Source organism: Janthinobacterium sp. P210005, assembly GCF_036231865.1.
GTDB classification, from domain to species: domain Bacteria; phylum Pseudomonadota; class Gammaproteobacteria; order Burkholderiales; family Burkholderiaceae_D; genus Janthinobacterium; species Janthinobacterium kumbetense.
In genome coordinates this window covers 469,587-483,327 of sequence record NZ_JAZARC010000002.1, presented here as the reverse complement: position 1 = coordinate 483,327, position 13,741 = coordinate 469,587, and the positions used below count along the sequence as shown (strand labels likewise).

Sequence of the window (13,741 nt, the reverse complement as noted above, 5' to 3'; positions counted from 1 at the left end):
GTATGGCAACGTATAAGAATTTTGCATCTGCGCACTGGCGCAAACTGGCCATGGGCCTGGCCGCCGGCATCCTGTTGACGGGCTGCGCCATGACGCCGAATGGCCGTGGCGGCGTGTTGATGGGCCTCGATACGGCCGAGCTGTTCGGCACGCCGATTTCCACCTTCCGCTTGCGTGACGGCACGGAAGGCACTTTGCGCAAGGATCCGAAAGGCAAGTATTCGATCAAGCTGTCGCAGGCTTTCCGCGTCGTACCGCTGGACAAGGCCATCACGGCCCGCGTGGCGCGCGTGGAAAACGTGGGCGAGCGCACCGTGGTGATCGTCGAAACCCAGGAGCGCGGCTGCGCCTACCGCTATGAAGTGCTGGCGTTCCAGGGCACGGACGTGCTGCAGTGGACGGTCGGCAATTGCAACGACCGCCCCCGCGTGGAACTGGCGGCCGATGGCAAATCGCTCAATATCGACTTCCCCAATTACAACCGCCTGGCGCGCATGATTTACACGGACAGCCGGCTGCTCAACGCCAGCGTGCCCGTGCCGCCCGGCGTCGATACGCGCGCGCAGCCGTTTGCCGACGACGCCTTGCGCGCCGCCGGCCCCGTCATCGCTACCGTGCCTGGCAGCGACAGCGGGCGCGTGATTCCTGCCGCACCGGCGGCCGCACCGGCCGCCGCCACCAAGCCCGCCACGCGCGCCACCAGCCGGAACCGCCGCCAGGTGGCGCAGGAAGCGCCCGCGCCAGCCCGCACCGTGCCTGGCGCCCCGGCAGCGGCAGCTCCGGCCGCGCGTGCCGGCGAGAGCGCTTCGCGCGTGCCGGCCGCCATGAGTTTCCAGACGGAAGAAATCAAGCCCGTCGTCATCGATTTGAGGAAATAGGATGGCCGCCAGCTTGCGCAGTCTGCAAATCCGGCAGACCTTGATCCTGATCGTCCTTACTATCGCGTATCTGTGCTTCGAGCTGGGCTTCAATGCCCGCCTGCTCGACGTGGTGGGGGGCAACGTCAAGCCGGAAGACGTGGAAGGGGTGGAATTCTATGGCCGCAGCCTGTCGGGCATCGCCGCCGCGCTGGTGGTGCTGCAACTGATGTGGCGCCGCCGGCTGAAGAACAATGGCAGCGGGCCGGGCTGGACCAAGATCCTCGTCTGCTGCGTGGTCACGGCCGGCGTCGTCTTCGGCGTGCTGAAAACCACGGTGAATGTGCTGGTCAATACGCGCGACGCCGAATTTCGCCGCATGGCCTTCAACACCACCCTGCTGCAGCGTTCGCTGGTAGGCGGCAGCTTGCAGCTGCAGGGCCTGGTTGACGATCCCACCCTGTTCGCCAAGCCGGAGGGGAAATCCTTCCTGGCCCTGTTCCCCTTCCTGGCCGTCTCGGTGCGGCATCTTGACGAGCGCATGGGACCGGCCAAGGAGCAGCTGGTGCGCGCCAACGTGCGCCAGGTGGCAGGCGGCCCGTCCGGCTACTATGACAAATATCAAGAGGCCATGCGCGAGCTGGCCGGCAAGTGGGAATTGTATGCGGGCATCATCCCCGACAGCGATGCCGGCTTGCGCGCCAAGCAGCAATCTTCGTGGCAGGAATACGTGAGCAGCCTGTCGCGGCGCGGCTGGCAGCCGCATTCGGTGCCGATGCGGCGCCAGGCTGCCGTCGTCAACAATGTGCGCAAGAAAGTGCCCGTGCCCGCCAACTGGCGTACCGACGATGAGCTGGGCTTCCGCGCCGCCGTCAAGCGCCGTTACGCGGCCGAGGCAGCCAGCAAGGGCGTCTCCGTGCGCGGCGAGCGCATCCCGCCGGGCTTGCCGTTTGCCGCTTTTGTCGCGCGCCCCGGCGTGCAGGCGGAATTGCGCGAAGCGTTGAAATTGCCGGCCAGCGCCACGGTGCAGGCCGCGTATGCGAGTCCGGCCGAGTTCGGCCGCCTGTTCGAGCAGTTCCTGGATCGCCAGACGGCGGAAAAACTGGTGGAATACCGTGCCAGCCGCACGGATTTTGAAGCGGGCGGCAGGTTCTTCCACGAAGGCAAGGAAGCGGCGCGCGCCGCCATCGTGCCGCCCGTGGCCCTGTTCTTCTCGCTGCTGGGCGCCATCGGCCACTTTTCCAAATTGCTGTACCTGATCGCGACCGTCGTACTATTGCTGCTGGCCATGCGCCGTGGCGAGCAGGCGGGCGCCGATGGACAGCTGAGCCGGCGCTCCGCCTGGATCGCCACGGGCGTGCTGGCGACGGCCTTTGCGGGTACCTGGGGCATGCTGTCGGTGCTGGACAACAACGTCACGCGTAGCGAGCTGTTCCGGCAAATGCTGGACTGGACGCGCCAGGGCGAGCCCGACAGCACGCGCTGGAATCTCGCCGGCAAGGCCATCCTGGCCAATATCACGCACGTCGTGGCGGTGGGGCAGGGCTACAGCTACCCCGTCAACGAAGCGATCCGCATCCATGTTTTGCAGGGAATTCACTATGGCTATCACCCGCAACAAAAATAAGGCGGCCGCGCTGGCCTTGCTGTTCTCCATGTGCAGCACGGCCGCGCAAGCCGATTGCCTGGGCATGAAGATGCATGCGCACCGCGGCGCCGGCAATGCGCCGGAAAACTCGCTGAGCGCGCTGCGCAACACGTATTTCGGCACCTGGGACGGCGTCGAGACGGATTTGCAGCTGCTGGGCGACGGCAGCTGGGTGGTGCACCACGACTTGCTGACGGGAAGGGTCGTCGACACGGGCTCGCCCCGCACCGTGAAACAATTGACGGCCGACGACTGGCGCGCCGCCAGCATGAAGAACCGCGGCGTGGCCACGCCGGAAACGCCGCCCTTCGTCACCGATGTCGCCGACCTGGCGACGGCTTTCCCGGCCAAGACCCTGAACGCGGAAATCAAGGATGTGGTGTCGTCGTGCGCGCCGATCGCCACCCTGGTGGGACAGTTGCGCGCGAACATCAAGCACGGCAACTGGTTTTTGACGTCGGGCGTGCCGAACAACCTGGCGTGCGCGCGCCGCGCCGATCCGCAGGGTTACCTGGGCCTGCTCGTGTTTGACGCGCGCAATGCGCAGGCGGCCGGCGCCAACCGGGTCAGCCGCTATATCGCGAAAAATGCCCGCCCGCCCAAGCTGGACAAGCCGTGGCTGCAGCGCGTGCAGCAACAGATCGGCATGCCCACCGGCGTGCATGTGGATGCGCGCAGCCTGGACGCCAATCCGAATCTGCTGGCTGATGCCGCCAGCCTGAACATGCCCGTCTTCGTGTACGCCGTCGATGGCGACTCGGCCCTGGCCGCGTCCCTGCTGCGCGCCCAGCAGCGCAGCCACCGCTGGCCCAGCGGCGTCATTCTTGACGGCAATCCCGAGACGTTTTGTGCGATGATGAAGTAAGCATTTTTACTTGCCGAGAGACCATGCCATGACCCTGCCGCAACCCGACCCCGCCGCCGCGCTGGCACGTAGCGCCATCGGCGCCATGTTCTTTTCCCTGTTTGGCGGCCTGTGGGTGGCCGCCTGGTGCGTGCAGACGTATGGCGCGCATCCGTTCAGGCTGCTGCCGGTCGCCGGCGTCACCGTCCTGCTGTTCATGCTGGCGTGGCGCCAGTTCCGACGCCACCGCGCCGCACATGCGGCGGCGGAACAGTCGCCGGAAGCGAAACGCGTGGGGCGGCTGTTCAATATCGTGAACGCCGGGCAATGGATCGCCATCTTCATCGTCGGCAACGTCCTGAAAAACATGGGCTTGCAGGCGTGGTTCATACCCGCCGTCATTTTGATCGTGGGCCTGCATTTCTTCCCGCTGGCCTGGCTGTTCAAGGCGCGCCGTCACCTGGCCATCGGCATGGCCCTGTGCGTGTGGGCCATCGGCTATCCGCTGACCGTGCGCCATGGCCCCATGCACCCCATCGGCTGCCTCGGTGCCGGACTGATCCTGTGGGTGGCGGCCCTGTCCGCCGTGCGCGCCGGTTTTGCCGTGCAGCAAAGCGCCTTGCAAGCCCAGAAATAGCTGTATCCGACGGCCCGCGCAGGGCCGTTTTTGCCTCCTTTTTGGCCCTTTCCTTGCCGCATTCCTGCCTCTTTTTTGCGCATCGCAGCATCGATAATGTTTGCATCGCGCGCGCGACTGGCCTATAAATGTAATCGATTACATTTTATTGAGCACCTTCATGCCGCCAGCCGTTCCATCACCTTTGCCGACAGAAACCGTCTCCATCAGCGCCGTTGCCGCGCATGCGGGCGTGTCGGTGGCCACCGTGTCGCGCGTGATGAACGAGCAGGCCGGGGTGCGGGCGCCCACGCGCGACAAGGTGCTCGCTTCCGTGGCGGCCCTGGGCTACCGCATGAACCATCTGGCGCGCAGCCTGCGCACGGCCGAGAGCCGCATGCTGCTGACCATGGTGCCCGACGTGGGCAACCCGTTTTATGCGCAGATCGTGCGCGGCATCGACACGGTGGCGCGCGAACACGGCTATTTCGTGTTGCTGTGCGACACGGGCGCCGACGCGGGCCGCGAGCGCTCGTATTTCGACTTGCTGCGCATGCACCGCGCCGACGGCGCCATCTGCCTCGATCCGGACACGGTACAGCATGCCTTGTCGCATGAATCCGTCAGCCTGCCATGGGTGGCGTGCTGCGAATTCGACCCCGCCGTGGCCGTGCCCTATGTCGGCATCGACAACCACCGGGCCGCCTCCGACGCCGTCGCGCATCTGCTGGCGCGCGGCCATACGCGCATCGGCCTGATCAACTCGGATGAACGCTATCTGTACGCGCGGCAACGCCAGCAAGGCTATCTGGATACCCTGGCGGCCGTCGGTCTGCCCGTGCAGCCGCAGTGGGTGCACACGGTGCAAAGCCTCGATTACGAAGCGGGCACGGCCGCCACCTTGCGGATGATGGCGCAACCCGACGCGCCCACGGCCATCTTTGCCGTGTCCGACACCCTGGCCATCGGCGTGCTGAGCGCGCTGCGCCAGCTGAAAAAAAGGGTGCCGGAAGACGTGGCCGTGATCGGTTTCGACGATATCGCCATCGCCGCGCAGATCGATCCGGGCCTCACCACCATCGCGCAGCCCATGCGCGAGCTGGGCGAGACGGCGGCGAGACTGTTGCTGCAGCGCTTGGCGGACCCGGCGGCACAGGTGCCGGGCGTGTTGCTTAACCATAACTTGGTCTTGCGAGGGAGTGCATAGTGAGCGTTGCCGTCGGTTTCGAGGGGGTGTGCAAGGATTTCGGCCCCGTGCGCGTCTTGCATGGCGTCAGTTTCAACCTGGCGCCGGGGCGCGTGTATGGCTTGCTGGGCGAAAATGGCGCCGGCAAGTCGACCTTGATGAAAATCCTCGCCGGCTACGAGGCGGTGAGCGAAGGGCAGCTGCTGATCGATGGCCAGCCCCGGCGCTTCGCCAGTTCGCGCGCGGCGGAATCGGCCGGCATCGTGCTGATCCACCAGGAATTCAACCTGGCCGAGCACCTGACGGTGGCGCAAAACATGTTCCTCGGCCACGAGCAGACGCGCGGCTGGCTGCTCGACGAGGCCGCCATGCGCGAAGAAGCATCGCGCTATTTGAAACAGGTGGGCCTGGATGTGTCGCCCGACACCAAAATCCGCGACTTGATCGTGGCCGAGAAACAACTTGTGGAAATCGCCAAGGCCCTGTCGCGCCGCGCCCGCTTCCTGATCATGGATGAACCGACGGCCACCCTGACGTCGTCGGAAACCCAGCGCCTGTTCGCCGTGATGGCGCAGCTGAAAGCGGATGGCGTGACGATTCTGTACATTTCCCACAAGCTCGATGAAGTGGAGCGCAACACGGACGAGGTCATCGTCATGCGCGACGGGCGTTTCGTCACGCGCGAACCGACGGCCAGCCTGACGCGCCAGCAGATGGCGAACCTGATGGTGGGGCGCGAATTGTCGGACATGTTCCCGGCGAAAGTGGCGCTGGCGCCGGACGCGCCCGTGCTGTTGAAGGTCGAGGGACTCAGCGTACCCGGCTGGTCGAAAAACCTGTCGTTCGAGGTGCGGGCCGGCGAAGTGCTGGGCTTTGCGGGCCTGGTGGGGGCGGGGCGCACGGAATCGTTCGAGGCACTGCTGGGCTTGCGTCCGCGCAGCGCGGGGTTGATCCATCTCAATGGCCAGCCCGTGGACATCCGCACGCCCAAGCAGGCCATGCAGCATGGCATGACGTATTTGAGCGAAGACCGCAAGGGAAAAGGTCTACATGTGAACCTGGGCTTGCGCGAAAACCTCACCCTGATGACGATGGAGCGCTATGCGCGGCCGTGGCTGGACGTGAAAGCGGAAAAGGAGGCGCTGGCCAAGGCGGTGCTGGACTTCAATATCCGCACGGGCGACCTGGACAGCCGCGCGCGCATGCTGTCGGGCGGCAACCAGCAAAAGCTGGCGCTGGCGAAATACCTGCATTCGGACCCCAGGGTCGTGGTATTGGACGAGCCGAGCCGCGGCGTGGACGTGGGCGCCAAGCGCGACATTTACTTTTTGATCCACCGCCTGGCCGCCGAAGGGCGCGCCGTGATCGTGATCTCATCCGAACTGATCGAATTGATCGGCCTGTGCCACCGGGTCGCCGTGATGCGCGCCGGCACCTTGCAAGCCACCCTGTCTGCTGACCACCTGACCGAAGAGGAGTTGATTGCCCATGCAACCGGCACGCACTGACACCACTGTCTCCACCGGCGCCCCGGGCGCCAGCATCGCCAGACTGGGCGCGCGCATCAAGGGCTTCGGCCCCGTGCTGGGCCTGTTGGCCCTGTGCATCGCGGGCACCTTGCTCAATGGCGACTTCGCCACCCTGGACAACCTGATGAACGTGCTCACGCGCACGGCCTTCATCGGCATCATCGCCGTCGGCATGACCTTCGTCATCATTTCCGGCGGCATCGATCTGTCCGTCGGCTCCATGGCGGCCCTGATCGCCGGCTGCATGATTTATTTCATGAATGCGCTGGCGCAAGGGGCGGGCGGCGACCTGGCGCCCATCACCATGCTGGTGCTGGGCATCGCCATGGCGCTGATCCTGGGCGCCGGTTTCGGCCTGATGCATGGTCTTTTAATTAGCAAGGGCAATATCGAGCCGTTCATCGTTACCCTGGGCACCTTGGGCATCTTCCGCGCCGTATTGACGTACCTGGCCGATGGCGGTGCGCTGACCCTGGACGCCACCCTGTCCGAGCTGTACAGCCCCGTCTACTACACGAGCGTGCTGGGCGCGCCGATCCCCATCTGGATTTTCCTCTTCGTCGCGGCGGCCGGCGCCATCATCCTCAACCGCACGACGTTCGGCCGCCACGTGCAGGCGATTGGTTCCAACGAGCAAGTGGCGCGCTACGCGGCCATCAACGTCGACAAGGTGAAGATCGCCACCTACATGCTGCTGGGCGTGTGCGTGGGCATCGCCACCGTGCTGTACGTGCCGCGCCTGGGCTCGGCCACGCCGACGACGGGCTTGCTGTGGGAACTGGAAGCCATCGCCGCCGTCGTCGTGGGCGGCACGGCCCTGAAGGGGGGCGAGGGGCGCATCGTCGGCACCGTCATCGGCGCGATTTTATTATCCGTGATCAGCAACATCCTGAATTTGACCAGCATCATCAGTGTCTACCTGAATGCCGCAGTGCAAGGCGTGGTGATCATCGCCGTCGCCTTCCTGCAGCGAGGCCGCAAATAAAACAAGAGCGGCGTTCTGAAAGGGCGGCCACCGGGCGCCCACAACCTTGGAGGAGAGCAGCATGAAGAGCTTTATACGGGTAGCAGGGATGGCAGTGCTGGTGATGCAGGCGTGGGCGTTGCCGAGTGCGCAGGCGGCAGAAAAGCTGGTGGTGGGCGTGGCCATTCCCACGGCCACGCACAGCTTTACCTCGGGCATCGTGTGGTGGGCGAACCAGGCCAAGGCGGAACTGGAAAAAGCCCATCCTGGCTTGAAAATCATCGTCAAGACGGCCGCCACGGCGCCCGAACAGGCGAACCAGCTGCAGGATATGTTGACGGTGAACAAGATCAACACCCTGGTCATCTTCCCCATCGAGTCGGCCTCGCTGACGCAGCCCGTCGCCCAAGTGAAAAACAAGGGCGTGTACGTGACGGTGGTGGACCGCGGCTTGACGAACACGCAGTCGCAGGATGCCTACATCGCGGGCGACAACACGGCCTTCGGCAAGTTGCCGGCCGAGTACCTGGCGAAGAGCCTGAATGGCAAGGGCAATATCGTCGCGCTGCGCGGCATGCCGACGACGCTCGACAACGAGCGCTATGACGCATTTTCCGCCGTGATGAAGGGCCATCCCGACATCAAGGTGCTGGACGCCAAGTATGGCAACTGGAACCGCGACGATGCCTTCAAGGTCATGCAGGATTACCTGACCCGCTTCAAGCATATCGACGCCGTCTGGGCTGCCGATGACGACATGGCCATCGGCGTGCAAAAGGCCATCGCGCAAGCGAAGCGCACGGACATCAAGCAAGTGTTCGGCGGCGCGGGCGCGAAGGGCGCCGTGAAGAAGATCATGGACGGTTCCGACCCGCTGATCGTGGCCGACGTGTCGTACTCGCCCAAGTTCATGTACGACGCCATCAAGCTGACGACGGAAGCGCGCCTGAAAGGTGATAAATTGCCGGCCAACACCATCATCCCGTCGGTGCTGATCACGCGCGAGAACGCCAAGCAGTTCTACTTTCCGAACTCGCCTTTTTAAACCGAACCTCCCCCGGGGCCAGATTCCCGGGGGCCAAAGGATACCCATGAAAACCATCCAGGGCCCGGCCATCTTCCTGGCCCAGTTTCTCGGCGACGAGCCGCCGTTCGACTCGCTCGAGCACCTGGCGCAATGGGCGGCCGGCCTGGGCTACAAGGGCTTGCAGCTGCCAACGGCGCCGCGATTGTTTGATCTGGAACAAGCGGCCAGCAGCCAGCAGTATTGCGACGACGTGGTCGCCCTGCTGGCGCGCCACGGCTTGCAGGTGACGGAATTGTCGACGCATTTGCAGGGCCAGCTGATCGCCGTGCATCCCGCCTACGACGCCCTGTTCGACGGCTTTGCGCCGGAACAGGTGCGCGGCGATCCCGCCGCCCGCACGGCCTGGGCCACGCAGCAGCTGCTGTGGGCGGCCACCGCCTCGCAGCGCCTGGGCTTGCAGGCGCACGTGACGTTTTCCGGCGCGCTGGCCTGGCCGTACCTGTATCCATGGCCGCAGCGCCCCGCCGGCCTGGTGGAAACGGTGTTCGCGGAATTGGCCAGGCGCTGGCTGCCCATCCTCGACGCGTTCGACGCGGCCGGCGTGGACCTGTGCTATGAGTTGCATCCGGGCGAGGACTTGCACGATGGCGTGACGTTCGAGCGTTTCCTGGCCGCCGTCGACGACCACCCGCGCGCGTCCATCTTGTACGACCCCAGCCACTTCGTGCTGCAGCAGCTCGACTACCTGGCCTTCATTGACATTTATCATGCGCGCATCAAGGCCTTTCACGTCAAGGATGCGGAATTCCGGCCGAACGGGCGCCAGGGCGTGTATGGCGGCTATGGCGACTGGCAAGACCGGGCCGGGCGCTTCCGCTCGCTGGGCGACGGGCAGATCGATTTCAAGGCCATTTTTTCCAAGATGGCGCAGTACGATTTCCCCGGCTGGGCCGTGCTGGAGTGGGAATGCTGTCTGAAACACCCGGAGGATGGGGCGGCCGAAGGGGCGCGCTTCATCCGCGAACACATCATCCACGTGGCCGAGCACGCGTTCGACGATTTCGCGGGCAGCGCGGTTGACCAGGATCAAATCCATCACTTGCTAGGCTTGAAATAGGGAGACGACATGCAGCGACGCTTGCGATTGGGCATGGTAGGGGGCGGGCAGGGCGCGTTCATCGGCGCCGTGCACCGCATTGCGGCGCGCATCGACGACCAGTATGAACTGGTGGCGGGCGCCCTGTCGTCCGATCCGCAGCGCGCGCGCGACAGCGGCGCCGCGCTGCACCTGGCGCCGGAGCGTTGCTACAGCGATTACCGCGCCATGGCGCAGGCGGAGGCCGCGCGCGCGGACGGCATCGAGGCCGTGGCCATCGTCACGCCGAATCATTTACATGCGCCCGTCGCCACGGCCTTCCTCGAAGCGGGCATCCACGTGATCTGCGACAAGCCGCTGGGCATCTCGCTGGCGGAGGGCCGGGTGCTGGCGGCGCTGGCGCAGCAGAAAAATCTGCTGTTTGCGCTCACGCATACCTACAGCGGCTACCCGCTGCTGCGCCACGCCAGGGCCATGGTCGAGGCGGGCGACATCGGCGAACTGCGCCTCGTGCAGGTGGAGTATTCGCAGGATTGGCTGGCCGATGCCATCGCGGCGGGCGGCATGAACGAGGGCAATTGGCATAACGACCCGCAGAAGGCGGGGCCGGGTGGTGTGCTGCTCGATGTGGGGCTGCACGCGTATCACCTGGCGCAATTCGTCAGCGGCTTGACGCCGCGGCAGGTGCTGGCGGAATTGTCGACCTTTGTTCCGAACCGCACCCTGGACGACCACGTGCAGGTGATGTTGCGCTACGCGAATGGGGCGAAAGGCACCCTGTGGGCCAGCCAGGTGGCGACCGGTTGCGAAAACACGGTGCGCCTGCGCTTGTTCGGCAGCAAGGCGCAGCTGGACTTTGATCAGGAACAACCGAATGCACTGTGGTTCACGCCGCAGGGCGGCAACCGCCAGCTGCTGCGCCCGGGCCGGGTCGACAGCGCCGCGGCGCGCCACGCCACGCGCGTGCCGGCCGGCCATCCGGAAGGGTATCTGGAAGCGTTCGCCCAGCTGTACCTGGACGCGGCCTTGCGCATCCGCGCCCTGCAAGCTGGCTTGCCCGTGCCCGAGGAAGCGGGCTGGCTGCCCACCGTCACCGATGGCGTGGCCGGCCTGGCCTTTGCGGAAGCCGTGCTGCGCAGTCATGCGGATGGCGGCCGCTGGACGACCCTGGCAAGCTGACTGTTACACTGGAGGCATGAGCGCGCCTCCCTTTACCATCACGATCGTCCCGCAAGGCTGGCAATTCCCGGCCGATGCAGGCAGTACCATCCTGGCTGCCGCCGAGCTGGCCGGCATTCGCCTGCTCAGCTCCTGCCGCAACGGCACCTGCCGCACGTGTATCTGCCACATGCCCGAAGGAAAGATACGCTACACGGTGGACTGGCCCGGCATCAGCCCCGATGAGCGGCTCGACGGCTACATCCTGCCCTGCGTGGCCGTGGCGGACAGCGATGTCACCATCCAGGCGCGCGCCGTGCGTACGGGCAATTAGTTCACGACGGCTTGCCACCCTTGAGGCGCTGCAGCAGCGCGTCCACGCTGTCGCTGACGGGTAAGCCGTGGCGGCGCAGCAATTGCACGTGCAAGACGAGGTTTTCCAGCACCAGCTTGGCCGCCACGGCCAGCAAGGCCAGGTTGCGGTCTTCCGGGCTGAAACTTTCCATGGCGTCGGCCATCTCGCACAGGTGATTGGCGATCAGTCCGCGCAATTCCTGCTCGTCGAAGGGCAAGTCGGCAAAATCGATGGGATCGGCCACTTCCACTTCCTGCATCAGCACCGCTAGTTCTTCCGGGGTAATCGTCATGCCTGGCCTCCTTGTGTGCTTGCCTCTATTTTAATTGTATTGGCCGCAAAGGGGACTAGAATGAGTCCAGGCCGATGACGTCGAAGGCAGCATGGCGAACTTGCACTTTACGCAACAACTGGCGCGTTTCCTCGACGTTCCTGCCGTGGAGGTGGATGCGCCACGCCTGCGCGCCGCCCTCGATGCCGCGTTTGCCCGGCAACCGCGCCTGCGCGGCTATGTGCTCGACGAGCAGGGCGCCTTGCGCCCCAATGTGGTGATCTTCATCGACGGCGCCCGCTGCCGCGAGCGGCGCGTGCTCGACGACGCCTTGCGGCCCGACAGCCAGGTGTATATCTTGCAGGCACTTTCCGGAGGTTGACGCCATGACAGTAGTCCCGCAGCGCGCGTATCTCGGCACCCGCAAGGGCCTGTTCCAGTTCGATGTCGATGCGGCCGGCGCCTGGCAGCTGGCGCTGGTGCAGTTTGCCGGCGACCCCGTGTCCATGCTGCTGCACGACGGCCGCGACGGCACCCTGTACGCGGCCCTGAACCTGGGCCACTTCGGCGCCAAGCTGCACCGGCGCGACGCGGGCAGTGGCGAATGGAAAGAAGTCGCCGTGCCCGCCTATCCCGCCAAGCCGGAAGGCAGCAGCGATACGGTGGATTGGACCTTGCGCCAGATCTGGTCGCTGGCGGCCGGTGGGGCGGACCAGCCCGGCGTGCTGTGGGCGGGCACCCTGCCTGGCGGCCTGTTCCGTTCCAGCGACCGGGGCGACAGCTGGCAGCTGGTGGAATCCCTGTGGCACGTGCCGCAGCGGGCGCAGTGGTTTGGCGGCGGTTACGACGTGCCCGGCATCCACAGCATCTGTGTCGACCCGCGCGACAGCGACAAGGTGCTGGTCGGCGTGTCCTGCGGCGGCGTGTGGCAAACGGTCGATGGCGGCGCCAGCTGGGCCTTGAGCGCGACGGGCATGCGCGCCGACTACATGCCGCCCGAACTCGATGAAAACGAAGCCGTGCAAGACCCGCACCGCATCGTGCGCAGCGCCGGCGCGCCGGAGGCGCTGTGGTGCCAGCACCATAACGGCATCTGGCGCTCGGACGATGCCGGCTGGCACTGGCAAGAGGTGACGACGGCGCCGCTGTCGCATTTCGGCTTTGCCGTGGCCGTGCATCCGCGCGATGGCGACACGGCCTGGTTCGTGCCGGCGCAGGCGGACGTGCTGCGCATTCCCATCGACGGTGCGCTGGCCGTGACGCGCACGCGCGATGGCGGGAAAACCTTCGAAGTCTTGCGCGCGGGATTGCCGCAGCAGCATTGCTACGACCTCGTCTACCGCCACGGGCTGGCGCTGGCCGACGATGGGCGCAGTCTGTTGATGGCGTCGACGACGGGCGGCGCCTGGTTTTCAGGCGACGGGGGCGAACACTGGCAGACCATTTCCGCCCACTTGCCGCCCGTTTATGCCGTCTGTTTTGCCACGCCGTAGTAGCACAGGAAGATATCGACGGCCAGTTCCGTCACTTCGCGCCGGCGTGCCGGGCCCAGCAAAGGCTCGCCCAGGGTGATCTGCGGCCAGAAGGCAAAGGTTTTCAAGGGCGACATCAGCAGGTGCGCCACTTCCAGCGTCTCGCCCGCCTTGATGCGCCCGTCCTGCTGCGCCGCGCGGATCCAGATATTCAGGCCCGTTTCCTTTTCATTCAGGCGCGTCACCATCGCTTGCGCGCGCGCGGGCGAGTGGATGGTTTCGCCAAAGATCACGCGCGCCAGGTCGATGAAGGCCGGATCGCACAGCAAGTCCATCTTTTGCTCGACCAGGGCCAGCACTTGCGGCCGCAGGGGCTGGTCGGCAACATAGGGCACGGCAGGCTGGGCCATGCTGCTTTCCCACATGCGCTGCAGGATTTCCGCGAACAGCTCGTCCTTGCTGGGGAAATGGTTGTACACGGTGCGCTTGGATACGGCAGCCGTGGCGGCGATCTTGTCCATGCTGGTCGCATCAAAACCGTGCTCGCGGAACTCGGCGATGGCGGCATCGACGATGGCGACGCGCTTGCGGTCGGTGAGGCGTTGCGGTGCGGCCATGGCGGGAAATCTCCTTTGAAAACAATATTTTACACCTCTTGGTTTACTTTGCCAGAAATAGGAACTACACTGTGTAGTGTAATTTAACCCTTGTTAATTCT

Annotated in this window: 15 protein-coding genes; 13 read left to right on the top strand and 2 right to left on the bottom strand. The window is 65.3% G+C overall.

Features of this window, described 5'->3' with window-relative positions:
* Positions 1-2 precede the first annotated feature (2 nt).
* The 11 genes from VPH40_RS12200 to VPH40_RS12150 all read left to right on the top strand — a co-directional run bounded on the left by VPH40_RS12200 (position 3) and on the right by VPH40_RS12150 (position 11,259).
* Positions 3-878, top strand: a complete 876-nt coding sequence (locus tag VPH40_RS12200; protein WP_328573546.1) for a hypothetical protein — start codon at positions 3-5, stop codon at positions 876-878.
* 1 nt (position 879) lies between these two features.
* Complete coding sequence (locus VPH40_RS12195; protein WP_328573545.1) at positions 880-2,484, top strand: hypothetical protein; 1,605 nt, start codon at positions 880-882, stop codon at positions 2,482-2,484.
* A complete protein-coding gene (locus VPH40_RS12190; RefSeq protein ID WP_289905894.1) occupies positions 2,459-3,370 on the top strand; it encodes a glycerophosphodiester phosphodiesterase in 912 nt (303 codons plus the stop codon). The genes VPH40_RS12195 and VPH40_RS12190 overlap by 26 nt, the downstream gene beginning before the upstream one ends.
* 28 nt (positions 3,371-3,398) lie before the next feature.
* Positions 3,399-3,986, top strand: a complete 588-nt coding sequence (locus VPH40_RS12185; RefSeq protein ID WP_328573544.1) for a hypothetical protein — start codon at positions 3,399-3,401, stop codon at positions 3,984-3,986.
* A 160-nt stretch (positions 3,987-4,146) separates the two neighbouring features.
* Positions 4,147-5,172 carry a LacI family DNA-binding transcriptional regulator gene (locus VPH40_RS12180; protein ID WP_328573543.1) on the top strand — a complete coding sequence of 342 codons (1,026 nt, stop codon included), beginning with the start codon at positions 4,147-4,149 and terminating at the stop codon, positions 5,170-5,172.
* Positions 5,172-6,659, top strand: a complete 1,488-nt coding sequence (locus VPH40_RS12175) for a sugar ABC transporter ATP-binding protein (RefSeq protein ID WP_328573542.1) — start codon at positions 5,172-5,174, stop codon at positions 6,657-6,659. The genes VPH40_RS12180 and VPH40_RS12175 overlap by 1 nt, the downstream gene beginning before the upstream one ends.
* Positions 6,640-7,665: an ABC transporter permease gene (locus VPH40_RS12170; protein ID WP_289905891.1), complete on the top strand. Its 1,026-nt coding sequence runs from the start codon at positions 6,640-6,642 to the stop codon at positions 7,663-7,665. Before VPH40_RS12175 ends, VPH40_RS12170 begins: the two co-directional genes overlap by 20 nt.
* 88 nt (positions 7,666-7,753) lie before the next feature.
* Positions 7,754-8,689 (top strand): substrate-binding domain-containing protein, encoded by a 936-nt coding sequence (locus tag VPH40_RS12165; RefSeq protein ID WP_226941190.1) that lies wholly within the window; start codon positions 7,754-7,756, stop codon positions 8,687-8,689.
* A 46-nt stretch (positions 8,690-8,735) separates the two neighbouring features.
* Complete coding sequence (locus VPH40_RS12160; RefSeq protein WP_328573541.1) at positions 8,736-9,788, top strand: sugar phosphate isomerase/epimerase family protein; 1,053 nt, start codon at positions 8,736-8,738, stop codon at positions 9,786-9,788.
* 9 nt (positions 9,789-9,797) lie between these two features.
* Complete coding sequence (locus VPH40_RS12155) at positions 9,798-10,946, top strand: Gfo/Idh/MocA family protein (RefSeq protein WP_328573540.1); 1,149 nt, start codon at positions 9,798-9,800, stop codon at positions 10,944-10,946.
* A 16-nt stretch (positions 10,947-10,962) separates the two neighbouring features.
* The gene (locus VPH40_RS12150; RefSeq protein ID WP_289899594.1) at positions 10,963-11,259 is read left to right on the top strand and encodes a 2Fe-2S iron-sulfur cluster-binding protein; all 297 of its coding nucleotides are present in this window, start codon (positions 10,963-10,965) and stop codon (positions 11,257-11,259) included.
* 1 nt (position 11,260) lies between these two features.
* On the opposite strand, the gene VPH40_RS12145 is transcribed toward VPH40_RS12150, so the two are convergent.
* Entirely contained in the window at positions 11,261-11,572 is a 312-nt protein-coding gene (locus VPH40_RS12145) for a hypothetical protein (protein ID WP_070258491.1), read from the bottom strand.
* 91 nt (positions 11,573-11,663) lie between these two features.
* Here VPH40_RS12145 and VPH40_RS12140 point away from each other — a divergent pair, with 91 nt between their 5' ends.
* Complete coding sequence (locus tag VPH40_RS12140; RefSeq protein WP_099665836.1) at positions 11,664-11,933, top strand: MoaD/ThiS family protein; 270 nt, start codon at positions 11,664-11,666, stop codon at positions 11,931-11,933.
* A gap of 4 nt (positions 11,934-11,937) precedes the next feature.
* On the top strand, positions 11,938-13,044 hold the full coding sequence (locus tag VPH40_RS12135) for a WD40/YVTN/BNR-like repeat-containing protein (RefSeq protein ID WP_328573539.1): 1,107 nt from the start codon (positions 11,938-11,940) through the stop codon (positions 13,042-13,044).
* Here the strand turns inward: VPH40_RS12135 and VPH40_RS12130 are convergent.
* The gene (locus VPH40_RS12130; RefSeq protein WP_099665834.1) at positions 13,017-13,640 is read right to left on the bottom strand and encodes a TetR/AcrR family transcriptional regulator; all 624 of its coding nucleotides are present in this window, start codon (positions 13,638-13,640) and stop codon (positions 13,017-13,019) included. The genes VPH40_RS12135 and VPH40_RS12130 overlap by 28 nt on opposite strands.
* Positions 13,641-13,741: the final 101 nt, after the last annotated feature.

Coding starts and splice junctions, on each gene's coding strand:
- VPH40_RS12200 (WP_328573546.1), top strand. CDS start 3: ATGGCAACGTATAAGAATTTTGCATCTGCGCACTGGCGCAAACTGGCC.
- VPH40_RS12195 (WP_328573545.1), top strand. CDS start 880: ATGGCCGCCAGCTTGCGCAGTCTGCAAATCCGGCAGACCTTGATCCTG.
- VPH40_RS12190 (WP_289905894.1), top strand. CDS start 2,459: ATGGCTATCACCCGCAACAAAAATAAGGCGGCCGCGCTGGCCTTGCTG.
- VPH40_RS12185 (WP_328573544.1), top strand. CDS start 3,399: ATGACCCTGCCGCAACCCGACCCCGCCGCCGCGCTGGCACGTAGCGCC.
- VPH40_RS12180 (WP_328573543.1), top strand. CDS start 4,147: ATGCCGCCAGCCGTTCCATCACCTTTGCCGACAGAAACCGTCTCCATC.
- VPH40_RS12170 (WP_289905891.1), top strand. CDS start 6,640: ATGCAACCGGCACGCACTGACACCACTGTCTCCACCGGCGCCCCGGGC.
- VPH40_RS12165 (WP_226941190.1), top strand. CDS start 7,754: ATGGCAGTGCTGGTGATGCAGGCGTGGGCGTTGCCGAGTGCGCAGGCG.
- VPH40_RS12160 (WP_328573541.1), top strand. CDS start 8,736: ATGAAAACCATCCAGGGCCCGGCCATCTTCCTGGCCCAGTTTCTCGGC.
- VPH40_RS12155 (WP_328573540.1), top strand. CDS start 9,798: ATGCAGCGACGCTTGCGATTGGGCATGGTAGGGGGCGGGCAGGGCGCG.
- VPH40_RS12150 (WP_289899594.1), top strand. CDS start 10,963: ATGAGCGCGCCTCCCTTTACCATCACGATCGTCCCGCAAGGCTGGCAA.
- VPH40_RS12145 (WP_070258491.1), bottom strand. CDS start 11,572: ATGACGATTACCCCGGAAGAACTAGCGGTGCTGATGCAGGAAGTGGAA.
- VPH40_RS12140 (WP_099665836.1), top strand. CDS start 11,664: ATGGCGAACTTGCACTTTACGCAACAACTGGCGCGTTTCCTCGACGTT.
- VPH40_RS12135 (WP_328573539.1), top strand. CDS start 11,938: ATGACAGTAGTCCCGCAGCGCGCGTATCTCGGCACCCGCAAGGGCCTG.
- VPH40_RS12130 (WP_099665834.1), bottom strand. CDS start 13,640: ATGGCCGCACCGCAACGCCTCACCGACCGCAAGCGCGTCGCCATCGTC.